This is a genomic window from Paenibacillus sp. 1011MAR3C5 (genome assembly GCF_003591485.1).
In the GTDB taxonomy this organism is placed as follows: Bacteria; Bacillota; Bacilli; order Paenibacillales; family Paenibacillaceae; genus Pristimantibacillus.
The window spans coordinates 13,464-36,901 of record NZ_QZCF01000009.1 but is presented as its reverse complement, the minus strand read 5'-3'; the positions used below and the strand labels follow the sequence as shown (position 1 = coordinate 36,901).

The following is a 23,438-nucleotide window of genomic DNA, read 5'->3' as shown; positions in this document are numbered from 1 at the left end:
GATCAGCCCCCTCCAACAAACTGTATCAATTCGACATCCGCTTCCGGTTCAATAGCCGTATCCGCCCACATGCCTTTCGAGACGAGAGCGCCGTTCAGCTCGGCGACAATCCGCTTATGGCTTTGACCAAGCTCCCTCACCAACTCTTCCAAATTGCCTGCCGAAGTATGGCGTGTCTCTCCGTTCAGTCTGATGGTGACTGTTCTTCTCTCCTTTGTTTTGCAACGGGCTATCTTGTCTAAAAAGGAGCGGCATGCGGCAGCGGGATCTTCACTGCCGACAATGGCGGACACGGCGCATAGGCGTCGAGCGCCCGCTTCCAGCACCAAGTCGGCATTGTCAAGCGTAATGCCGCCGATTGCCACGAACGGAATGCCAATATGCGCTGCAGCCTCCGATACATAGGAGGTCGATACCGCTGCTCTTCCCGGCTTCGTATTCGTCGGATATACGGGACCTACGCCGATATAATCCGCTCCGTCCCGCTCCGCCTTCAGCGCTTGCTCCAGGCTGTGGGTCGATACCCCTATCAGCTTGCCGGGACCCAGCAGCTGGCGAGCCTCCGCCATCGGCATATCGTCTTGGCCGATATGTACGCCATCCGCACCGACCTGAATGGCGATATCGACGTAATCATTTACAATGAACGGAACACCGTACGCTCTGGTCAGCTTCCGCAGCGCCGTCGCTTCGTGAAGCACTTCCTCCCGCGAGCCTGTCTTATTGCGAAGCTGCAGCATTCCAGCACCGCCAATCAGCGTCTGCTCCATCACCTCAATCAAATCTCTGCCAGGATAATTGGCAGAAGCGGTGATGACGTACAGCTCAAAGTCGCTCCACTGTCTCTCTATCACGTTTTTGCCTCCTCTGTTGCCATCGCTTTCGGATCGGCCAAGTAAGACGCGCATAGCTGAAGCGCTCTAGCAGGATCGGCGACGCCCTGCACCAATACGCGACCATCCGGGAACAGCACCAATCGCTCGCCCTCCGGCAGCAGTACCTTAAGCAAATAGCGATTTGCCTTGTATTCATATCCCCGACGTTCGAATGTATCTCTCCACTGATCCAATTGGAACGATGCCTGGAGCGTCACCTGGACAGAATCTCTGCCGCAAAGCGCAACGGCCGCGTTATGCACCCAGTTGGATGCATGGGAGCCGGTATCCCTATTCCTTTCTGCCTGCCCATCCCGAATGGATGCATCTATCCACTGCGTGCCCGCTTCGCCAGCATGCGCGCCACATACGCGGCATCCCGGCGAGCAACCGGGCAACGCGGACTCGCGAACGGAAAAGTCCCACAGATCTGCAGTAATCCAGCTTTTGCGAACAGCGGCTCGATTCCCGCTTAACCATTTGATCGCTTCGACCGCCTGCAGCGACGCTACAAATTCAACAGCGGCGGACAAGACGCCAGCGGTATCGCAATTCTGGCCTTCATCCGCTTCCGCATCGTCTCCGATCAAGCAGCGCAAGCATGAAGTCTCGCCTGGAACAAGCACAGCGCTCATCCCCTCTGCTCCAGCAATGCCTCCATAGACAAACGGAATGTTGCGCGCAAAACACGCTTCGCTCAGCAGCAGCCTCGTTGCCGTGTTGTCCGTTCCGTCCAGCACCAAATCCGCTCCATCCATCGCGATCGCTAGATTGCCGATATTCACATCCATCACAAGCGCTTCGATGTCGATGCTTCCGTTAATGGCGCGCAGCTTCTCCGCCGCCGCTACCGCCTTGGGGAGCGCGGCCAGCGCATCCGCTTCATGGAAGAGCACCTGCCGCTGAAGGTTGCTGGGCTCCACGTAATCGCGATCGGCGATTCGCACCTTGCCCACACCAGCCCTTGTCAAATGCTGGGCCAGCGAGGCGCCGAGCGCCCCGCAGCCTACGACAAGCGCCTGTGCCTTCGCCAGACTCGCCTGACCCTTCGGCCCGATTGGGGCGAACCGAATTTGCCTGTCATACCGATCCGCCCATATTCCATTTGCTTGCTTATGCATAGATCGAGCTTCCTGCCGCCTTGAACGCTTCCGACTTCTCCTTCATGCCGGCTTCGATCGCCTCTGTCGTCTCCATTCCGTTCTGTGCGGCGTATTCCCGGATGTCCTGCGTAATGCGCATGCTGCAAAACTTCGGTCCGCACATGGAGCAGAAGTGTGCAGACTTCGCCGCCTCCGCAGGCAGCGTCTCATCATGGTAGGACATCGCTCTCTCCGGATCGAGCGACAGATGGAACTGGTCGCGCCAGCGGAATTCGAAGCGGGCTTTGGACAAGGCATCATCCCGTACTTTCGCACGCGGATGCCCTTTGGCCAGATCAGCCGCATGCGCTGCGATCTTGTACGTAATAACCCCTTCCTTCACATCCTCCTTGTTCGGCAGGCCCAGATGCTCCTTCGGCGTTACATAGCAGAGCATCGCGGTGCCGAACCAGCCGATCATAGCCGCGCCGATGGCAGACGTAATATGATCATAACCTGGCGCAATATCTGTCGTCAGCGGACCCAGCGTATAGAATGGCGCCTCGTCGCATACGGCTAGCTGCCGGGTCATATTTTCCTGAATAAGATGCATCGGCACATGGCCCGGTCCTTCGATCATCACCTGCACATCATGCTTCCATGCGATTTTCGTCAGCTCGCCAAGCGTGTCCAGCTCTGCGAATTGGGCTTCGTCGTTGGCATCCGCAATCGATCCGGGACGGAGACCGTCACCTAGAGAGAAGGACACATCGTATTGCTTCATGATCTGGCAAATTTCCTCGAAGTGCGTATACAGGAAGTTTTCCTGATGATGCGCCAGACACCAGGCAGCCATAATCGAGCCTCCGCGCGATACGATGCCTGTCACCCGCTTCGCCGTGAGCGGAATATAGCGCAGCAGCACCCCCGCATGAATGGTAAAGTAATCCACGCCTTGCTCCGCCTGCTCGATCAGCGTATCCCTGAATACTTCCCAGCTAAGAGCCTCCGCTTGGCCGTTCACCTTCTCCAATGCTTGATAAATCGGCACCGTTCCGACCGGTACAGGGGAGTTGTTGACGATCCATTCCCTCGTCGTATGTATGTTTTTGCCGGTGGACAGGTCCATGATCGTATCGGCGCCCCAGCGGGTTGCCCAGGTCATTTTCTCCACTTCCTCCTCAATCGAGGACGCGACGGCGGAATTGCCAATATTCGCATTAATCTTGACGTGGAAGCCTCTGCCGATAATCATCGGCTCACTCTCCGGATGATTGATATTGGCCGGAATGATAGCGCGGCCAGCTGCTACCTCATCTCTGACGAAAGCCGGGGACATTCCCTCCCGGATCGCGATGTATTCCATCTCCGGCGTTATGATTCCCTGACGGGCATAATGAAGTTGTGTAACGTTGCGTCCTTCCTTGGCCCGCAGAGGCCGGTGCGACAAGTTCGGGAACAGCTCCGCTCCCTTCTCGCGCACCCTCTCCTCCGTAGTGAACCCGTTATCCTCCGGACGCACTTCCCGGCCATCATAGCGCTCTACATCGAGGCGGCCTGTAATCCAAGATTCGCGCAGCTTCGGCAAGCCGGCACGCACATCAGCCTCATAGGAGGTATCGGTATAAGGGCCGCTTGAATCATAGACGAGCACGGGCTCATTCACCAGCTCTTCTCCATTTCTTCCTTGAGTTGGCGTTAGTGCGATTTCTCTCATCGGCACTGCTATCGTCGGATTCGAACCTTGCACATAGACTTTCCGGCTACCCGGCAATGGTGTAGTCAACATAACAAAAAACCTCCTAAATGGAATAATGGAATTCCACCTGGAGGCATACACAGACATATAAGAAAGTTAGAGGACGCTGCAGCGAACATCGTCCTATGAATGATCGCAGGCTCAGCCGATGAGGCGTGAAGCGCAGTTCAACATACATCCATACACGATACCGCTCGCGATATATTCGGCTGGCATAAGCATTGCCGATTGTCCCACTTTCCTACGCTGGCATGACCCAGATCAGGTTCAAAGGGACCAAAGCAAATGCTTTATCTCAGCCTTACGGCGCCCCTAGTGGATTTCCTTGTTAGACTATAACGCTGAATGACAACGGGTGTCAACCTCTGGTTACAGTTTGATTTTTTGCTGGAACAGGCCCGCCTGCCTCGCCGCCATATAGACAATGACGACCAAAGGACCGATGAAGACGCCGATCACACCGACCAGCTTGAAGCCGACATAAAGGCTGATCAGTGCAGACAAAGCGCCGATTCCGATGGAATCGCCCAAAATTTTCGGCTCAATAATGCGGCGGAATACCGTAATGAACAGGAACAGCACAATAAGCCCGACACCCGTGAACAGATCGCCGGTCAAGATGAGATACGATGCCCATGGGACAAGAACGGAGCCGGTTCCCAGAATCGGCAGAATATCGACGACAATGATAAGCAGCGCGATCGCCATCGGATATTTCACATCCAGAATCAGCAGTCCCGCCAGCGATATGATGTACGTCAACCCGCTCAAAATAATTTGCGAACGGAGAAATCCGAAAATCGATTTTCTCAGATTGTTCAACACCTGATCGACCTGCGATCGGGAAGATTCATCGAAGAACGACAGAACCGATGCTTTCATCGTATTCAGGCTGAAGCTGAACATGTAGACTGCAACGAGGAATACGATGAAGAAGATAAACATGCCAGGCAGTGTAGATGCAAATGCCACCACGGTCGACGAAAGCTTGCCAACCACCGATGTGATCGTATCCGTCAGCTTAAGTAAATAATTTTCCAGCGTTGCTATCGCATCTGGCGGCATGTTCTGATACAAGCCTCTTGCATCGACAAGCAGCTGATCGACAAATTCATTCGCATTCTCGAAGTAATGCGGCACCTTCTCAAGGAAAGCGATCAGCTCCGCAATGATCTTGATGCCGAGCAAGACGATGAGTCCGAGCAGGATAACCGTAAATAGCGTACTGGATATAATAGCTGCGACAAGCCGATTCACTTTTAGCCGCTTCATAAAAAATCCGTTCAACGGCTCAAGGAATATCGCCACGACTAGTGCCAGCAAGAACGGTGCCCCGACCGTAAACATCAAATAGATCAGGAACAGACCGACTGCAATCAGTACAATCGCTCGAATGGACATACCGTACCCCTCCTCTCTTAAGTTCTATTCAAGTATGGCACTTCTCATGTGAAAATTAACATCCTTGTAATACATATCTTTGACAAGCAGATTCGGCCCGCAGCATGATGCAGCCGGACAATGGCAATTCACCCCTTGAGCCAGCGGATGCTGCAGCCATCTGTCGAATATATCGTCAAGCCTCGAATCGGCAATATTGCCGAAGGAAGGCACGTCGGAGAAATCGGTCACGTAAACATCGCCGGAAAACAAATTGACGTTCAGCCGGTTCCGTCCATCGGGATCGTTCCGAACCGTTACGTTCCGCTCATTAGCCAGACGCGTGAGCAGCTCACGCTCTCCCTTGTCGTCGCTGCAATGATAGAAGGGCAGTGTCCCGAACAGCATCCACACATGGGGATCGCGGTTATCAAGAAGAAGCTCAATGGAGCGGCGCATCTGTTCTCTCGTGATGACAGGCAGATCCTTGGCGAACGAACTCGGATACATCGGATGGACTTCATGACGCTGGCAGCCCATCTCAACGATCAACTGATGAATTTCATCTATTTTGTCATGCGTGCGATAATTAATCATGGATTCGGCCGATACAAGCACGCCCGCTTCGCTCAATCTGCGCGCATTGTCAATCATTCGGTCATATAGCTTCGCTGCCGCATCACGCGACACGCTATGTCCCGCTTTGGCGAAGCCGATCTGATGGAAATCATCCGCATTCGTGTAATTGAACGAGATGTGCATCACATCCAGATAGGGAGCAAGCTGCTCATATCGGCTGTACGGCAACGTCACGTTGGAGTTGATTTGAGAGCGTACGCCTCGGCTTCTGGCGTATTTCAAGAGCGGAACCATATAGTCCTTTACGGTTCGGTCCGAGAATGTCGGCTCGCCGCCCGTAATGCTGATCGTCTCCAGATGCTCCACTTCCTCAAGCCGGAGAATCATATCCTGAATCGGAATTTTATCCGGCTCCGCCATTACAAGCGTATCGCCCACGGCACAGTGCTCGCATCTCATATTGCACAGATTCGTGACCGTCATCTCCACGCTGGTCAGTCGATGGCTTCCGTACTTATGAAGAGAACGGATCGGGTCCCACGGATCATTCTTGGGGGTTAACGGGGCAAGCTGATGGACAGCGGGGCCTCGGTATTGGTCATTTTCTGTATGTAGCATGTTCATCTTGTTCAACACCTGACTTCTTAATCTCGTAATAACGCATCTCTACCATTGTAATGTCAGACGGTAAAGGAAGCAAATAAAGAAAAGCGCTAGCGAACCTTTCGAAGATGAACAACCGCATTAGATCCGATACCCTCGGAAAACGAATCAATTGCGGCAAAGAAAAAGGAGCCTTGCGGCCCCTCCCTAATCCTATCCAAATGTGTCAAATGCCGGATACAAGCGGCACATTCTGATCCTCATCGTTCACACCGGTTATCATGACGGTAAGCTGCTTCGACAGATCCACCTCATAAGGAACTTTTAGCTCCTCGCCACCTTCATTGTACAAGACCCGTACAATAGGCCGATGCGGATAACTATTGTTCAAGTCGACGACTACGCCTCTCTCGCCCGTATGCAGCTTGACGGAAATGCCAATCGGATAGATCGCTACCTTATCGCGGAACAGTTGCAGCATACGCTGCTCGTACAGCGTTCCTGTGCCGGCATACAGCCTCTCCATCGCATCGTGAGGGAGCATCGGCGCACGATAGACACGGTTGGTCGTCATCGCGTCATAGGAGTCGACAAGGCCGATCCACTTCGCATAATCATGAATCTCGTTGCCCTTGATGCCTCTCGGATACCCGCTTCCATCCAGCCGCTCATGATGCTGGAATGCGCAATGCGCAACCAGCAGCGGCAGATTCGGTTCATCCTTGAGCAGCTCATAGCCAAGCTGCGCATGCCGCTTCATCATCTCGAACTCGTTAACGCTGAGGTTGCCCGGCTTCGTGAGCACATTCGTCGAAATTTGTGTCTTGCCGATATCATGAAGCAGCGCTCCCATGCCGAGCGTCATGACTTCTTCCCGTGAATACCCGTTCGACAGGCCAAGCAGCGTCGTATAGACGCATACATTCAGCGAATGCTGGAACAAATAGTGGTCCACGGTCCCCATGTTCATCAGCATGATCATGGCGTCTTTATGATTGGACAAGTCGTCCATAATGGAATTCATTAAGTTCTTGAACGGCTGGGCGATATAGGGATACGTCACGCCTTTCCGGTGCTTGGGACGATCCATCATCTCGCGGAAACTCGTGCGGATTTCCTTAATGGCCATCCGGAACGTATCCTCGCTAATGATAGGCGCCACCTCAACATCCGCCGTTCTTGGATCTTCAATGTATACATATTGAACGCCACATTGCTCGAGCCGAGCAATGAGACGTGTCGTTAACTCCATATGATTGCTAAGAAGGACGATACCGTCTTCGGAAAAAATCTTCTTGGCCAGCTTCATCCCAGGCGCGCACTGCGAAATCGGTAGCAAACGCATTTTCTCGGTCCTTCCCCTTTATGTCGTCAATACAATATTTATCGGAGTAAACCGCTTTTAATGTTAATTTACGTGAAAATGCGCAATTTTTCAACCATTATATCCTAATTTTTCGACAGAAAACGCCAATATATCGTTTTTTTACGACATTTTCACCCGATTGGCCGCCATCTAGGCTGATTGCAGCAAGCCAAGGCGCTCTCGGATAAGAGTTCGCCGGCTATCACATCCCGGATAAACTCGGGCAAAAAGAAGCTGTAGCTCTCTCCATTAGCCAGAGATTCATATCCCGCCCTGAAGCTGAACATGTCGATGGAGCCAACCGAATAGACCCTCTCATCCTGGAACGGCTCACCGCCCACTTCCATATGTAGAATTCGATTCATAGGCGGACAACTCGCATCGTAAGTGATCGACAGCCCGTCTACGGCAAGCATGCCCAGCACCTCGCCCCTGAATCCGAAGCCTCTGATCGGCTTATATACGAACTCGCTCAAGAGCGACTGCTCCAGCGCTTCGCGCAGATGCGCCCCTGCTATCATCATCCGGCATGGATTAATGGGAGACGGGCATAGCGCGTGTAGCTCCCCTGCCGATACGTCGCCAATGGCCAAGCCGCCAAGCAATTGCCCGGCATTGACCAGTCCGATCTCCGCCTCGGCTAATCGGCGCAGCCCTGCCGCAAGCAGATTGGGAAGCGCCGATTCCCGATCCACCCGCGCAGGCAGCGGATGGTCGAGCGTGGCGAGCACCTTGCCAAGCCGAAGCTTTGCTTCCTCTCCATACGCGCTAATAATCGCTTCCGCCTCCGGCCGCTCCGCATACGCTCCCGTCGGAAGACAGCAGGCGCTGAAGACCGGCTTGCCTGTTGCGGAATCTATCCGAATCTCCACCCGCCCGATATAATCCCCGAACTTGCCGGCGGCGCATATCGTCGTCTCTCCCATGACTATGGGCTCCTCAAGCAGATGATGGGTATGCGCGCCCAGAATCAAGTCGATGCCCGGAACCTCTTCCGCCATCTGGCGGTCAAGCGGCAAGCCAAGATGGGACATCACGACCATGACATCGCAGCGGCTTCGCAGCAGGCTTACCTGCTCCCGGATCGCTTCAAGCGGTGCAGTCGTCGTCCATCCTAGCAGCTTGTAGAACGGATGAAAATTAGCCGTAGCTCCGACCAAACCGATACTCAGGCCGTTTTTCTCCAGAATGATGCCGGGCTGCATCCAGTCCGGTCTCTCTCCTGTGCTGTCCAGCGTCATATTGGCGCACACGACCGCAAATCGAGAAGGAGAGCTGTACAATTCATGAAGGGCTGCGCCCGTATATGTCAGCCCTTCGTTATTGCCCAGCGTGATCGCTTCATAGCCCGCTTCCTGGAGCAGCGCCAGATTCACTCTGCCCTCGCTGCCCTCCGTCTCCATTCTCATACGATCCATATGATCACCGATATCAACAGCCAGTACGCGGTGAGCCCCCATTACTCTGCGCTCGTCGGCAATGATTGCGGCGATGCGGGCGGCGTTCTCCAACCGGCTATGAATATCATTGCTGTGCAGAAGCACCACTTGTGCTTGCATGGCTTCCGTCAACTTCAACCAGCCTCCCTATTGCAACCCTATGATCCCGCTTCTACATTCATAAGCTCCCGCTGACACCAACCCTTGCCCGGTTGCAGCAGCCGTCAGCCTCCGATTTGTGACATGCGCCGCTCCGTCGGAACATGAGACAGCGCCGTATCCGCCAGCTTGGCCGCCATCTCATGATTTTCCGGCTTAATATCCATGGCCTTGGCGAACATCTCCGTCATTGCCGCAGTGTCGCCCAAAGCCCCCTTCACATTAAGCTCATCCATCCAATACAGGCATGGCTTCAAGCTGCCGTCAGCCGTCAACCGCAGCCGGTTGCAGCTCTTGCAGAAGTGATCGGAGATCGGATGAATCAGACCGAAGGAACCGACGCCACCCTTGATTTCCCAGTCCTCCGACGGTCCGTTCCCTTTCACATCTTCGCGCCTTGCGATGGAATAACGTTCACTCGCGATTTCCAATACGCGGGACAACGGCAAATAGTGGTTTCTCCAGTTATCATCCGCATGGCCTATCGGCATATATTCAATAAACCGGACATGAAGCGGCTTTTCGTACGCCATCCTCAAAAACTCCGTAATTTCGTCTTCATTCACATTTTTCAGCAGCACGCAGTTCAGCTTGATGGGATGAAAGCCAGCCTCTGCCGCCGCTTCTATGCCTTCCAGTACTCTCCTCAGCTCGCCGCGCCTCGCGATGAAAGCGAATCTGCCCGGATCGAGTGTATCGAGACTAATATTAACACGGGTCAGCCCCGCTTCCTTCAGCGCTTGCGCCTGCTTTGCCAGGAATACCCCATTGGTCGTGAGCGCAATATCTTCAATGCCGGGAATGCCCGACAGTCTGGCTATCAGCTTAGGCAAGTCCGGCCTAACAAGCGGTTCGCCCCCTGTAATCCGAAGCTTCGTAATGCCAAGCGATGCTCCAACCTCTACGACTTCAGCAATCTGATCGTACGTAAGCAGATGGGAAGCTTCCGTGAATGCCACGCCTTCCTCTGGCATGCAGTAGACGCAGCGCAGATTGCAGCGATCCGTTACCGAGATCCGCAAATAATTATGCGTTCGACCAAAGCGGTCCTTAAGTGCTTTCATGCTGCTCGCTCCCTTCTATCGTACCTACAAGCATAACATTTTTTTTCGTTCTATGGTATTCTAGAGACAACTGAACGTCATACATTCGAGAGGTTTACATACATGGAATTTCATTGGAAAATCAAGCTTTTTGCCGGTTTGCAGGAGCGTCTTGCAGCCCCCCAGCTGATGCTGGCTTTGCCGGAGGAGCAGCTGACCGTCAGGGAGCTGAAAGAACGACTGGCCAGCGTCCATCCTGAGCACGCTGCCATCCTCTCCATCTCGTTCGTCGCCCGCAATCATACGTACGCTGCGGATGAGGCCATTGTGCGTGCAGAGGACGAGCTGGCTCTGCTGCCGCCTGTCTCTGGGGGCGAAGATACGGTACAGGATAGCCTCCAGTCTGGAGATAAGGAGCTCTATATCGTGACAGCAGATGCCCTACATTCGGATGATGTGCTGCGCAAAGTCATCACAAAGGACCATGGCGCTTCCATTGTATTCGTGGGCACAACAAGAGAATGGACACAAGGGCAGCAGACCGTCCGGCTGGAATACGAGGCCTATGAGCCTATGGCTGTTGCCATGATGCGCCAGATCGGCGATGAGATTGCCGCTCGTTGGCCCGGAGCCCTATGCGCCATCAGTCATCGTACCGGCATTGTTGAGCTAGCGGAGATTAGCGTCGTTATCGCAGTCTCTGCCCCTCACAGAGAGAGCTGCTATGAAGCTAGCCGCTATGCGATCGAACGTCTGAAACAGGTCGTTCCGATATGGAAAAAAGAAATTTGGGCAGATGGCTCTGAGTGGAAGGGCCATCAGCAAGGGCCTTGGAATCCGACCGTTCCTTTGCCGGAATAACAGGAGGGGCAATCATGACAGACCATTCACAACCGTTCCATACAATCGCCGGGCAACCTGCTGACGCACGATCCTCTATCGAAGATCGATATTCGAGACAGATTCGGTACAGCCGCATCGGACTGGATGGTCAAGAACGGCTTCAGCGCGCCCGAATCGCCATCGTTGGCATGGGGGCGCTTGGCTCCGTGCTTGCCCAGCACCTGGTACGGTCGGGCGTTGGCTATACCCGCCTTATCGATCGCGATATTGTGGAGTGGAGCAACCTGCAGCGGCAGATGCTCTATACCGAGCAGGATGCAGAGAGACTGCTCCCGAAGGCTGCTGCAGCGGCAGAGCATTTGAGAGCCATTAATAGCTCTGTCATCGTAGAACCGGTCATGGTTGATTTGAACTCGGCCAACGCGTGCCAATGGCTTGGAGATGTCGATCTGATACTGGATGGTACAGACAACTTCTCTGTCCGCTACCTAATTAACGATTACAGTCTGAAGTCGGGCACCCCGTGGATCTACGGCGGCGCGGTAGGCGCAACTGGCATGACCCTGACGGTTGTTCCGCATGAGACACCCTGCTACCGCTGCTTATTTCCCGAGCCGCCCGCTCCAGGCGCTACGGATACCTGCGAGACGGCGGGCGTCCTATCGCCGATTGTGGATATTATTGCCTCAATTCAGGCGGCTGAAGCGATTAAGCTGTTATCTGGCAATCGGGATGCCCTCCATCGCACGCTCTTTCAAGTAGATCTTTGGAATCATGCTTGGCTTCCAGTCCATATTAGCGAAGCACGGAAGGACGATTGTCCAGCATGCCGAAATCAGCGATATGAGTTTCTGGATGAGCAGCGCCGCGAGACGCTCGCCACCGCTCTCTGCGGCCGCCAGTCTGTGCAGCTATCTCCCGGCCAATCCGCTTGTCTAGACCTGGATGCTATGGCTCAGCGACTATCTGAGACAGGTCAAGTCTATCAAAATCCCTATCTTCTCAGGCTGAATTTATCCGGCGGCATGACCTTTGTTTTATTCTCCGACGGACGCGCTATCGTCCAAGGGACCGAAGATTTGGCAAAGGCAAGGTCGATTTACGCCGAATTATTAGGTAATTAGTTGCATTTGTCAGTCCCTCATATTGCCATTGTGTGAATAGATTGCTACTATTAAAAGGAATTATGCTGCATAGGGCTTACATACTACTGTTTAATAGATAATAATTATTAGAGGTGTCTCTATGAGGATTCATGTAACAGATTTGGTAGACGGAGACCAACTTAGCCGCGATATCTTTAATAATTACGGGCTGCATGTGCTCTCCAAGGGAACATTAGTGACAAAAGCAGAAATTTCTCGCCTGCTGCAGCATCAAATCGATTTTGTCGATGTGGAGGAACGTGTTCAAGGCAATAAGCGTTCCGGACGAACGATCGAGTCAACGGTCAATCCGAAGTGGCTCCCTAAAGTGCAACCTATCTATGAAAACGCAGTCAAAAGCTTCGAGAAGTTTTTCTCCTCCGCCGTGCAATCCGGCAAGGTAGATGATGATGAAGTATCCGCCGTACTGCAGCCCCTCCTGCAAAACTTGCAATTGGAACGGGATGTTGTTTCCATGCTATTGCTGCTCAATACGTCCGATAATTATACGTATCAGCACTCCGTGCAAGTAGGCATGCTCTCTTATTACCTGGCCACTTGGCTTGGGTATTCGGCTGCAGAATCGGCCATGATCGGCAAAGCCGGTTTTCTTCACGACATCGGCAAATGCAGGATTGACGATGCGATCTTGAACAAGCCAGGCAAGCTGTCAAACGAAGAATTCGACGAAGTAAAGCGTCATACGGAATACGGTCATGACATTATCCTTCAATCCTTCGAAGACTCCATGCTGGCTGTGGGAGCTCTGCAGCATCATGAGCGGATGGACGGAAGCGGTTACCCGAACGGACTCAAGGGGGATGAGATTCATCCGATATCGAAGATTATAGCGGTCGTCGATATTTACAGCGCAATGATCTCTGCGAGAGTCTATCAGAAGGAACGCGATCTTCTGTACGTACTTAGAGAGCTTCATAGACTGAGCTTCTCACAGCTCGATCCGGTAACGACGCATACCTTCATCAAGCATATGATTCCGAACTTTATTGGCAAGCATGTTCAACTAAGCAACGAAGTGACGGGACATGACGAACTGGGCATTATCGTCATGACGCATCCGGCGGAATTTTTCCGTCCGCTCGTTCAGATCGGCGACCAATTCCTGGACCTTACGATCGAGCGCGACTACGAAATTAAGCACGTCTATATTTAATCGTTACATAATTGAAAGCCCTGCCGCCCTTACAAGGGAGCAGGGCTTTTTGGATAACAAAAAAAGCGCCGAACGGCGCTTTTTTACTACAGGTTCGATACGTGTGGCGGATGCGGATAGTTAGCAGGAGCTGACTTCTTAGCAGCTGTAACCATCAACAAGATACCCGTAATAATATGTAGGGCCATACCTACGAATGGAATCCATGCTACAACGGAAGTAACGATGCCTAGTATAGATCCATACTTAGGCTCTTTGTTACTAGCCGATAGGATTAACGTCACAACGTGAAGAATCAGCATAATTCCTAATGGGACATACGCAGTACTGAGAATGAAAGCTCCACCGATAAGCGGAATTCCCAGCAGAATTTCAAAAGATCCTGTAACCCATTTCATTACTCTAGATCCAGTCATGTAGTTCTCACCTCCCAAGGAAAATAGTACCACTTATGTATGCTTTACTAATATAGCAGATTAATTTGTAAGTTTCCATATCATTTTGTCGATTTTGTGAAAATTTTTTCTTGATGCAAAAAAAATACGTGCCCGGTATCCCGGACACGCATTCTTCGATTATATCGATTAGCCGATGGAGCCTTCCATCTCAAACTTGATGAGACGGTTCATCTCTACCGCGTATTCCATTGGCAATTCTTTGGTGAATGGTTCGATGAAGCCCATAACGATCATTTGAGTCGCTTCGTCCTCCGACAAGCCGCGGCTCATCAGGTAGAACAACTGATCCTCAGACACTTTCGATACGGTTGCTTCATGCTCCAGTGTAATGTTGTCGTTCAGGATCTCGTTGTACGGAATTGTATCCGACGTCGACTCGTTATCCAGAATAAGCGTATCGCATTTGATGTTCGCTTTCGCGCCATCGGAGTTGCGTCCGAACGATGCCAGACCGCGGTACGTTACTTTGCCGCCATGCTTACTGATCGACTTGGATACGATCGTAGAGCTTGTGTCAGGCGCCAGATGCGTCATTTTCGCGCCGGCGTCCTGATGCTGGCCTTTGCCCGCAACAGCGATCGACAGAACCATGCCTTTTGCACCGCGTCCTCGCAGTACAACAGCCGGATATTTCATCGTCAGCTTGGAGCCGATGTTGCCGTCAATCCATTCCATTTGCGCGTTCTCGTCCGCAACTGCACGTTTGGTAACGAGGTTGTAGATGTTCGGCGCCCAGTTCTGAATCGTCGTATAGCGAACGCGGGAATCCTTTTTGCAAAGAATCTCTACGACTGCGCTATGCAGCGAGTTCGTGCTGTAGATTGGAGCTGTACAGCCTTCTACGTAGTGAACAGAGCTGCCTTCGTCCGCAATGATCAGCGTACGCTCGAACTGGCCCATGTTCTCCGAGTTGATACGGAAGTAAGCCTGCAGCGGGATATCACACTGAACGCCCTTCGGTACATAGATGAAGCTGCCGCCCGACCATACCGCGCTGTTCAGCGCCGCGAACTTGTTGTCGTTCGGAGGAATAATCGTGCCGAAGTATTCTTTCATCAGCTCCGGATATTCGCGAAGAGCTGTATCCGTATCGGTGAAGATAACCCCTTGCTTCTCCAGGTCTTCCTGCATGCTGTGGTAAACTACCTCGGACTCGTATTGAGCCGATACGCCTGCCAGGAATTTTTGCTCCGCTTCAGGAATGCCCAACTTGTCGAACGTTTCCTTAATTTCTTGCGGAACCTCTTCCCATGTCTTGCCTTGCTTCTCGGAAGGCTTGACATAGTACTGGATATCGTCGAAATCCAGATCGTCCAAATCCCCGCCCCAACGCGGCATTGCCATTTTGTAGAATTGCTCAAGCGATTTCAGGCGGAATTCCAGCATCCATTCCGGCTCATTCTTCATCTCGGAGATCGTACGGACGATTTCCGGAGTCAGACCTTTACCCGATTGGAATATCGCCTTATGCTCGTCGCGAAAACCGTATTTATATTCTTCCATTTCCGGCATCGATTTAGCCATTCATCTCACTCCTTGTTTTGATTTTCAATTCCTTTGCGCAATGCGTTCCACGCAAGTGTCGCGCATTTGATGCGTGCAGGAAATTTATTCACGCCAGACAGCGCCTCAATATCCTCATTTTCCTCGAACTCGACTGGCTCGCCCTTCATAAGTGCGGAGAATTTCTCCGCCATTTGAATGGCCGAATCGAATGACTGTCCCTTCACGGCTTCCGTCATCATCGATGCGGAGCTCATGCTGATGGAGCAGCCTTCGCCCGTGAACTTGGCGTCCACGACCTTGCCGTCCACAACCTGAAGCTGCAAGGAGATGCGATCTCCGCAGGTCGGGTTGTTCAGGTTGATCGTAACCGCCTCATCCGCAAGCGTTCCGCGATTGCGAGGATTTTTGTAATGGTCCATAATCACTCTGCGATACAAATCATCCAATTGCATGACCGAAGAACTCCTTTGTTTGAATTAGGCCGTCGGTTAGGCGATCGATGTCCTCTTCGGTATTGTACAGATAAAAGCTTGCTCTAGCCGTCGCCGATACATTCAGCCAGCGCATCAGCGGCTGGCAGCAATGGTGGCCCGCTCTGACCGCAATGCCCTTCGAATCCAGCACGGTAGCGACATCGTGAGGATGCACATCATCCAGATTGAACGTGACAAGCCCGACACGATTCTCCTTCGGCCCGTAGATGGTTAACCCGTCAATCGTCGACAGCTTATCGTAAGCATATGCCGCAAGCTGCTTCTCATGACGGTCAATCTCATCCATTCCGATGCTCTCCAGGAAATCGATCGCGGCGCCCAGTCCTACCGCGGCGGCAATCATCGGCGTGCCACCCTCAAAACGATAAGGTATTTCCTTCCACGTGGATTCGTACAGCTCTACGAAATCAATCATTTCGCCGCCGAACTCAATGGGCTCCATTCCGTTCAGAAGGTCCTTCTTGCCGTATAGAGCGCCAATACCGGTCGGACCACACATTTTATGGCCTGAGAATGCATAGAAGTCTACGCCCAGCTCCTGAACGTCCACCCGCTTATGAGGCGTGCTTTGCGCGCCGTCTACGACCATAATAGCGCCGTTGCGATGGGCAATGGCTGCAATCTCCTTGATCGGGTTCACGACACCCAACACGTTCGATACGTAAGTGACCGATACGACCTTCGTATTCGGTGTAATCGTATTCTCCACATCCGCAAGCGAGATGGTGCCGTCCGGCTGAAGCGGAATATATTTGAGCGTTGCGCCTGTCGCTTTGGCAGCCTGCTGCCATGGAATCAGGTTGCTGTGATGCTCCATCGGCGTAATTACGATTTCGTCGCCTTCTCCGCAGACTGTCCTAGCATAACCCGAAGCGACGAGGTTAAGTGCAGTTGTCGTACCTCTGGTGAATATGATTTGCTCCGGCGTCTCCGCGTTCAAAAATGCGGCAACCTTCGCACGGGCGCCTTCATAAGCGTCCGTCGCCCTGGAACCAAGCGTATGAACGCCGCGATGGACGTTCGCATTATCCAGCTCGTAGTAACGTTTGACCGCATCAATGACGGAACGCGGCTTCTGAGAAGACGCCGCGCTATCCAGATAAACGAGCGGATGCCCGTTTATTTCTTGATGCAATATCGGGAATTGTTCCCGTATCGCATGTATATTCATCCCTCTAGCTTCCTTTCGAGCAAGCGCTGGAGCTGCGTCCGTACCGCCTCGACCGAAATCTCGGATACGACCGGAGCCAGGAATCCGTAAATAATTAACCGCTCAGCGTCTTGCCTGCTTATTCCTCTGGACATCAGGTAGTAGACTTGCTCAGGGTTGACTTGGCCTACGCTTGCTGCGTGGCCCGCTGTTACGTCGTCCTCGTCGATCAACAGAATCGGATTCGCGTCACCGCGCGCCTTAGGGCTGAGCATCAGAACCTTTTCAGTCTGTACGCCATTCGCTTTTGTTGCGCCATGCTCGATTTTCGTGATGCCGTTGATGATCGCCGACGCGGAATCCTTCATAACCGCGCGAGTAATCATGTTGCTGTCGGAGCTCTTGCCGAAGTGGACCGCTTGCGTCGTCAAGCTCATTTGCTGGGCGTTCTTGCCTACGCTAATGACCTTAACGTCGGAAGTAGAGCCTTGGCCATTCATAATCGACTTCGTGTCGGACAGCGTGTGGCCGTCGTTGAGATCGCCGATTACCCACTCTACGCGTCCGTCGTTCTCTACCACAGCACGGCGCAATGTCATATCCACGCCGCCTTCGCCAAGTGAATGAACAGATCCGAAGCGCACAAGCGCACCCGGCTTCACAAATACTTCAACGATAGAAGGATGCACGAATTCGCCTTTAATCGAGCCTTTGTCGGATACGACCGTGTCTACATAGGATACACGGCTATTGGCGTCAGCTACGATCAGAACATGCGGAGCGAATGTCGCTTCTGCCTTGTCATTGAACAAGATCGCTTGAAGCGGAAGCTCCACTTCTACGTTTTTCGGCACGTATACGAATACGCCGCCGTTCCATAGCGCTGCATGAAGAGCAGTCAGCTTGTCTTCGTCCTTCTTCACAGCCTGGAACAAATATTGCTGAACGAGATCGCCATGCTCCTTGCATGCCGTCTCCAAATCGGTGAAAATAACGCCTTTGGCTGCCAATTCAGCCGACAATTGCTTCCATACAGCACCGGAATTGTGCTGTACGATCAGATTCTCCGTACCTTCCGCGATCAGCTCCTGCACATTGGCAGGGAGATCAGCCAGCGAAGCCGCCGATGCGGACGCCTCATAGCTGCCTACAGCTGTCAGATTCCAGCGCTCGATGCGGACCTTCTCAGGCTTAGGCCATGGAAGCGTACCAGCAAGCTCCGCTGCTTCTCCGCGAAGCGCTACCAGCCATTCCGGCTCACCCTTGCCGCGAGCTAGCGTCTCGGCAGAACCGCGGTCGGTCGGAGTGGTTAGTTGTGTACTCATATCGTATGTCCCCCTTCTCCGATTAAGCCTGGCCTACGGTTTCGTCTGTAATGCCTAGTTCTTCCTTCACCCAATCATAACCTTCGTTCTCCAGGCGCTGAGCAAGCTCAGGACCGCCGGATTTCACGATGCGTCCTTGCATCATTACGTGAACGAAGTCCGGTGTAATATAGTTAAGCAAACGCTGGTAGTGCGTAATGATCAAGAAGCCGCGTTCTTCAGAACGCATAGCGTTCACACCGTTAGCAACGATGCGGAGAGCATCGATGTCAAGTCCGGAGTCGATCTCGTCAAGCACGACGATTTTCGGATCAAGCAGCATCATTTGAAGAATTTCGTTACGCTTCTTCTCGCCGCCGGAGAAACCTTCATTCAAGTAACGGTGCGCGAATTCAGGATTCATCTCCAACTCTTTCATTTTGCCTTCCATTTGGCGAATGAATTTGATCAGGGAAATTTCACTGCCTTCCTCGCGGCGGGCATTGATTGCGCTGCGCAGGAAGTCGGAGTTTGTTACGCCAGGAATTTCACTTGGATACTGCATCGCCAGGAACAGGCCTGCGCGTGCTCTCTCGTCTACTTCCATCTCCAGCAGGTCTTCACCGTCAATGGATGCGCTGCCTGCAGTCACTTCATATTTCGGATGACCCATCAGAGCCGAAGCGAGCGTACTTTTACCAGTACCGTTCGGTCCCATGATCGCATGGATTTCTCCGCCTTTGATCTCAAGGTTGATGCCCTTCAAAATTTCTTTTCCTTCGATCTCGGCTTTGAGGCCGTTGATGACAAATTGTGTTGCCATATTATACTGATCCCTCCAAGGTTGGTTTAATCGTAGATTAGGTAATTTGATTCTCAATGATTCTCAATAATCATTTTAATATAACTTTAGTTATAAATCAACGTACGAGTTGACAGGCTGCCCTCTTTAGTCGAGAATTTCTGCCCTTAAATTCCGAGTGCGGACAGGATTCGATCGGTTTCCTTGTCGAACTGCGCTTGCGTCAGAACAGGACTCATCGCCGGCTGCTTCATCTCATCCTCTATTCTTACCCAAGATTTACATCCTGAATAAGCAGGCCTCATTGGCGCATAGACCGGTTCTTCGAGCTTGTACACTCTCAGCAGCATCAGGTGAAGCGGATTTTTCTTTTTCCATTTAAGTCGTTCCTCGGCGAACGTATCGGTCCAAATATGCCTATCGCGCAGCTTGTCCAGCGTCTCCTGATCTGTAATCTCAATATCCCGCTCCACGACCGCATAGGCGGACAGCTTGATGGTCTCTGCTTCAGGCGACCATTCGCTCAGCGTCTCATCCATTCCATCGCGGTATGCCTCCTTCAGCAACTCCTTCCGTTGATGCTCATAAGCGGGCATTAAATAGAAACTTTGGCTCAGCAGTTGAAAATCCCGTGTTTCCTCAATAATGCCGCCCTTGCGCATGACGATAATTTGTTCCCCTTCGTGAAGCGCCATAACGGATACGGCCCATTCCTTCAGTGCGATTGCCTGGCGCGTCAAACCTTCTGTCATTCCAGCTCCCCCATCCATCTGGCGGTTCTTTCCTGATGCCGCCTTCCTATCTCTCTATTTTGAAAAAAACAGCCCGCGAAGTCAATCATTGGCGCTTAAAGGTATTCCATGGCGAATTAATATCCATTATACTATTAGGCATGGTAATGGAACGAATAGAGAAATCGGAGGTGGACGAGCTGACCACGTATCATGCCTTAAATGAACAAGAAGCAATTGAAATCGCAAGCGGAATCGACGGATTTTTCCCTGCCGGCGCTCATTTGGCTTGCCGGGAAATCGGGGACGGCAATCTGAATCTCGTCTTTCATATTACAGATAACGCGAGCGGCAAGAGCCTGATTATGAAGCAGGCGCTGCCATACGCCAAGGTCGTTGGCGAGTCTTGGCCTCTGACGCTTGACCGCGCACGCATTGAGAGCGAGAAGCTCATTCTGGAAGGAAAGCTGGCTCCCGGGCTGGTGCCAATCGTATACAAATACGATCCGGAGCTGTCGCTTACCGTTATGGAAGATCTAAGCGATCATATCATTATGCGGCAAGGTCTGCTCAATGGTACGAAGTATCCGCTTTTCGCGGATCATATCTCGACCTTCATGGCCAACACCCTGTTCTATACATCCGATCTCGGTATGAACCAGCAGGACAAGAAGCTGCGCGTCAAGGACTTCATTAATCCCGATCTGTGCAAAATAACCGAAGATCTTATATTCGACGATCCCTATACGGTTTCGGCCAACAATAACGTACCTTCAGCGATTGAGGATGCTGCGGAAGCCCTTCGAAACGATCGTGCTCTGCATCTGGAAGTTGCGATATTGCGTGATAAATTCCTGACTAACGCTCAAGCTCTGCTGCATGGCGATTTGCATACAGGAAGCATCTTCGCAACACCGGCATCCACAAAGGTGATCGATCCTGAGTTCGCATATTTCGGCCCGATGGGCTTTGATGTCGGTGCAGTTTTTGCGAATCTGATTCTGAATTACGCCGGACAGCAATATTGGACCAGCGACGACGCAGCCCGCAAGGACTTCCGCCGTTATCTACTGGATACGATTGAAGATGTGTGGACCCAATTCGATCGGAAGTTCCGCTCGCTCTGGAATGAGCATGGCATCGATCGCCTGGCAAATTCCACTCCGGGCTATCAGGACTATTACATGCAGCGATTGCTTCAGGACTCCATCGGATTCGCAGGATGCAAGATCGTGCGCCGTATTGTCGGGCTAGCCCATGTCGCAGACATCGACAAAATTCCAAGCGATGAGATTCGTGAGCAGGCACAGAGAGGCGCCCTTACGATCGGCACGGAGCTGATCCGACGCCATCGTCGTGCACAATCCATTCAAGAACTGATCGATATTACAGAAACAACCATGCAAGGTTAGCCTACGGGCATTGCAATTTACGCAGGGAGGACCAACATCATGACCGAAAATTACGCAGGCTTGCAGTCCGTTATCTGGACGGGCACTCAACTTGATTTGCTGGACCAACGGCTACTGCCGGAAGAAATCGTATATTTGCCGCTCACCACATCCGAGGATGTCTGGGAAGCGATCAGACATCTTAAAGTACGCGGCGCTCCGGCTATCGGCATCGCCGCCGCATACGGCGTTGTCCTTGGCAGCCGCGATGCGGCAAGTGCCGATGATTGGATTGCAAGCGTGAAGAAGCATGCAGAATATTTGGCTACCTCCAGACCGACAGCTGTTAACCTGTTCTGGGCGCTGGATCGGATGACAGCAGCAGCTGAGCGATTCTCAGGGGAGGGGCTTTCCCTTGACCAGCTTATAGAAGCATTAACCAATGAAGCGATTGCCATTCAGAGTGAGGACGAGGAAACCAATCGCCTGATCGGTGAGCATGCGCTCGGATTGTTCAAGGATGACATGGGCGTCTTGACACACTGCAACGCCGGTGGGCTTGCCACTGCGAAATACGGCACGGCTTTAGCGCCATTCTATCTGGCGAAGGAGCAAGGCATGAATCTTCGCGTATTCGCCGATGAGACTCGTCCAGTGCTGCAAGGCGCGCGCCTTACTGCGTTCGAGCTTCAGCAAGCCGGAGTCGATGTCACCCTCATCTGCGATAACATGGCCGGAATGGTGATGTCCAAGGGCTGGGTAGACGCCGTTATCGTCGGGACGGACCGCGTAGCGGCTAACGGCGACGTAGCGAACAAGATCGGCACTTACAGCGTAGCCGTTCTTGCCAAAGCGCACGGCATTCCATTCTATGTCGCTTGTCCGCTATCGACGATCGATCTATCTACGCCAACAGGAGCGGAGATTCCGATTGAAGAACGCAATGCGGAAGAGATTACGGAAGGCTTCGGAAAGCGTACCGCTCCTCAAGGAGTGAAGGTATATAATCCTGCCTTCGACGTGACGCCACATGAATATGTGACGGCGATCATTACGGAGAAGGGCATCATTACAGCGCCTTTCGAAGAGAACTTGCGCAAGCTGTTCCCCAATTAATGGCCTAAGCCCCAAGCTGCCGCAGCTTGGGGCTTTATTCAACCTTAATGTCTATAGCATCAGACGAAGTGCGTCCGCACCTTTCATACCGGCAACGATGCCAAGCGATTCCGCTTTATGCGTAACCGATTCCAAAGGCGCTTCTATCAACTCCTCCAATGTTCTTACACCGACGGCCCGGCCTGCTATAATCTCGCGATCCCGCAGCTTATCGTTCAGCAGCGACACGTCAAGTGCTCCACACATAATATAACCCCGGTCTGTCGATAGGGAGAGGAGAGTTGTTTTCGGCAGCTTCACCTCCACTCCAAGAACGGTCTCTCCGCTTTCGAGCTCGAATGGAACCATTCTGATCAACTCGCATCCACCTCCTTTATCTACCAAATGATGCGACTTTTATGCCGCATAACCAGTATATGCAGGGAATCATTCCCAGTGTGGTTAAACGCCAGATATAGGTCTATATCAGTATCCAAAATAGTGGTATAGTTAGACTATCACCACAAGTGCGGAGGCAAGCAAATGACAAAAAAGCAATCAGACAAGCAGCAACAAACCTTCATCTTCAATGTTGAGATCATGGTGGAGGATGGACACCACGCCCACGCACTGGAGAAGCTGATCCAAGGCTTGAATCGGTCCGAATGGTCGGACTATCGTATAACATCCGGCATTCAACTAGGAAGCCTGATTGACCAGCAGCTTGCGGAAGCATCCGGGGCAGCCCCGGTCCCCATTCCTGCCCAAGCGTCTGAATCTGCGAAAGCAACAGACGACATTTCGGCTGAACAGGACGGTTTTGGACCTATTCGCACATATATGAAATCGAACACTCTGATCCGGCTCATTGTCAATAGAGGTCTGGGAATCAAGCTGAACATTCCATGCCGGATCATCAATATGGATGAGCGGGAAAACTTGATCACGGTATACCATGTCGACGAGAAGCAAGTATATACATTCAGAATGAATGAAATTGAAGATTTCATAGCGGGATAATCAACAAGCCCGCTAACCGAGAGAATGCCCTGTCATCCTC

General features: G+C 52.3%; 22 protein-coding genes and 1 riboswitch. Of the genes, 6 read left to right on the top strand and 16 right to left on the bottom strand.

Annotation, left to right across the window (positions count from 1 at the left end; all coding sequences use genetic code 11):
* Positions 1-2: 2 nt before the first annotated feature.
* The 8 genes from thiE to moaA all read right to left on the bottom strand — a co-directional run bounded on the left by thiE (position 3) and on the right by moaA (position 10,306).
* Positions 3-854 (bottom strand): thiamine phosphate synthase, encoded by an 852-nt coding sequence (gene thiE / locus D3P07_RS22245; RefSeq protein WP_310732567.1) that lies wholly within the window; start codon positions 852-854, stop codon positions 3-5.
* Positions 851-1,996, bottom strand: coding sequence for a ThiF family adenylyltransferase (locus tag D3P07_RS22240; RefSeq protein WP_119802447.1), 1,146 nt, complete (start codon positions 1,994-1,996; stop codon positions 851-853). The genes thiE and D3P07_RS22240 overlap by 4 nt, the downstream gene beginning before the upstream one ends.
* The gene (thiC, locus tag D3P07_RS22235; protein WP_182914458.1) at positions 1,989-3,746 is read right to left on the bottom strand and encodes a phosphomethylpyrimidine synthase ThiC; all 1,758 of its coding nucleotides are present in this window, start codon (positions 3,744-3,746) and stop codon (positions 1,989-1,991) included. Before thiC ends, D3P07_RS22240 begins: the two co-directional genes overlap by 8 nt.
* Before the next feature lie 191 nt (positions 3,747-3,937).
* Positions 3,938-4,040, bottom strand: a riboswitch (TPP riboswitch).
* A gap of 45 nt (positions 4,041-4,085) precedes the next feature.
* Positions 4,086-5,117, bottom strand: coding sequence for a sporulation integral membrane protein YtvI (gene ytvI / locus D3P07_RS22230; RefSeq protein ID WP_119802445.1), 1,032 nt, complete (start codon positions 5,115-5,117; stop codon positions 4,086-4,088).
* 24 nt (positions 5,118-5,141) lie between these two features.
* Positions 5,142-6,293 (bottom strand): radical SAM/CxCxxxxC motif protein YfkAB, encoded by a 1,152-nt coding sequence (gene yfkAB / locus D3P07_RS22225; RefSeq protein ID WP_119802667.1) that lies wholly within the window; start codon positions 6,291-6,293, stop codon positions 5,142-5,144.
* Between the two features lie 211 nt (positions 6,294-6,504).
* Positions 6,505-7,623 carry an HD-GYP domain-containing protein gene (locus D3P07_RS22220; protein WP_119802444.1) on the bottom strand — a complete coding sequence of 373 codons (1,119 nt, stop codon included), beginning with the start codon at positions 7,621-7,623 and terminating at the stop codon, positions 6,505-6,507.
* A gap of 152 nt (positions 7,624-7,775) precedes the next feature.
* Positions 7,776-9,215: a bifunctional metallophosphatase/5'-nucleotidase gene (locus D3P07_RS22215; protein ID WP_259391644.1), complete on the bottom strand. Its 1,440-nt coding sequence runs from the start codon at positions 9,213-9,215 to the stop codon at positions 7,776-7,778.
* Positions 9,216-9,307: 92 nt separating this feature from the next.
* Positions 9,308-10,306 (bottom strand): GTP 3',8-cyclase MoaA, encoded by a 999-nt coding sequence (gene moaA, locus D3P07_RS22210; RefSeq protein ID WP_119802443.1) that lies wholly within the window; start codon positions 10,304-10,306, stop codon positions 9,308-9,310.
* Between the two features lie 102 nt (positions 10,307-10,408).
* On the opposite strand from moaA, the gene D3P07_RS22205 reads away from it, so the two are divergent.
* From D3P07_RS22205 to D3P07_RS22195, 3 genes are all read left to right on the top strand, one after another.
* Entirely contained in the window at positions 10,409-11,146 is a 738-nt protein-coding gene (locus D3P07_RS22205; RefSeq protein WP_119802442.1) for a molybdenum cofactor biosynthesis protein, read from the top strand.
* 77 nt (positions 11,147-11,223) lie between these two features.
* Positions 11,224-12,252, top strand: a complete 1,029-nt coding sequence (locus tag D3P07_RS22200; RefSeq protein WP_259391653.1) for a ThiF family adenylyltransferase — start codon at positions 11,224-11,226, stop codon at positions 12,250-12,252.
* Positions 12,253-12,373: 121 nt separating this feature from the next.
* Positions 12,374-13,447 carry an HD-GYP domain-containing protein gene (locus tag D3P07_RS22195; protein WP_119802440.1) on the top strand — a complete coding sequence of 358 codons (1,074 nt, stop codon included), beginning with the start codon at positions 12,374-12,376 and terminating at the stop codon, positions 13,445-13,447.
* An 86-nt stretch (positions 13,448-13,533) separates the two neighbouring features.
* Here D3P07_RS22195 and D3P07_RS22190 read toward each other — a convergent pair whose 3' ends face one another.
* The 7 genes from D3P07_RS22190 to D3P07_RS22160 form a co-directional block, all read right to left on the bottom strand.
* On the bottom strand, positions 13,534-13,863 hold the full coding sequence (locus tag D3P07_RS22190) for a hypothetical protein (protein WP_119802439.1): 330 nt from the start codon (positions 13,861-13,863) through the stop codon (positions 13,534-13,536).
* 168 nt (positions 13,864-14,031) lie between these two features.
* Entirely contained in the window at positions 14,032-15,429 is a 1,398-nt protein-coding gene (gene sufB, locus D3P07_RS22185) for a Fe-S cluster assembly protein SufB (protein ID WP_119802438.1), read from the bottom strand.
* A gap of 5 nt (positions 15,430-15,434) precedes the next feature.
* Entirely contained in the window at positions 15,435-15,863 is a 429-nt protein-coding gene (gene sufU, locus D3P07_RS22180) for a Fe-S cluster assembly sulfur transfer protein SufU (RefSeq protein WP_119802437.1), read from the bottom strand.
* Positions 15,850-17,076: a cysteine desulfurase gene (locus D3P07_RS22175; protein ID WP_119802436.1), complete on the bottom strand. Its 1,227-nt coding sequence runs from the start codon at positions 17,074-17,076 to the stop codon at positions 15,850-15,852. The genes sufU and D3P07_RS22175 overlap by 14 nt, the downstream gene beginning before the upstream one ends.
* Complete coding sequence (sufD, locus tag D3P07_RS22170) at positions 17,073-18,380, bottom strand: Fe-S cluster assembly protein SufD (RefSeq protein ID WP_119802435.1); 1,308 nt, start codon at positions 18,378-18,380, stop codon at positions 17,073-17,075. Before sufD ends, D3P07_RS22175 begins: the two co-directional genes overlap by 4 nt.
* 22 nt (positions 18,381-18,402) lie before the next feature.
* Positions 18,403-19,182, bottom strand: coding sequence for a Fe-S cluster assembly ATPase SufC (gene sufC / locus D3P07_RS22165; RefSeq protein ID WP_119802434.1), 780 nt, complete (start codon positions 19,180-19,182; stop codon positions 18,403-18,405).
* Positions 19,183-19,328: 146 nt separating this feature from the next.
* Positions 19,329-19,913: a DUF1802 family protein gene (locus D3P07_RS22160; protein ID WP_119802433.1), complete on the bottom strand. Its 585-nt coding sequence runs from the start codon at positions 19,911-19,913 to the stop codon at positions 19,329-19,331.
* Positions 19,914-20,092: 179 nt separating this feature from the next.
* On the opposite strand from D3P07_RS22160, the gene mtnK reads away from it, so the two are divergent.
* Positions 20,093-21,304, top strand: coding sequence for an S-methyl-5-thioribose kinase (gene mtnK / locus D3P07_RS22155; RefSeq protein ID WP_182914474.1), 1,212 nt, complete (start codon positions 20,093-20,095; stop codon positions 21,302-21,304).
* Positions 21,305-21,343: 39 nt separating this feature from the next.
* Positions 21,344-22,399 carry an S-methyl-5-thioribose-1-phosphate isomerase gene (gene mtnA, locus D3P07_RS22150; protein WP_119802432.1) on the top strand — a complete coding sequence of 352 codons (1,056 nt, stop codon included), beginning with the start codon at positions 21,344-21,346 and terminating at the stop codon, positions 22,397-22,399.
* 51 nt (positions 22,400-22,450) lie between these two features.
* Here the strand turns inward: mtnA and D3P07_RS22145 are convergent, their stop codons facing one another.
* Positions 22,451-22,756, bottom strand: a complete 306-nt coding sequence (locus D3P07_RS22145; protein ID WP_119802431.1) for a YunC family protein — start codon at positions 22,754-22,756, stop codon at positions 22,451-22,453.
* Between the two features lie 165 nt (positions 22,757-22,921).
* Here D3P07_RS22145 and D3P07_RS22140 point away from each other — a divergent pair, with 165 nt between their 5' ends.
* Positions 22,922-23,398: a hypothetical protein gene (locus tag D3P07_RS22140; protein WP_119802430.1), complete on the top strand. Its 477-nt coding sequence runs from the start codon at positions 22,922-22,924 to the stop codon at positions 23,396-23,398.
* Positions 23,399-23,438 lie beyond the last annotated feature (40 nt).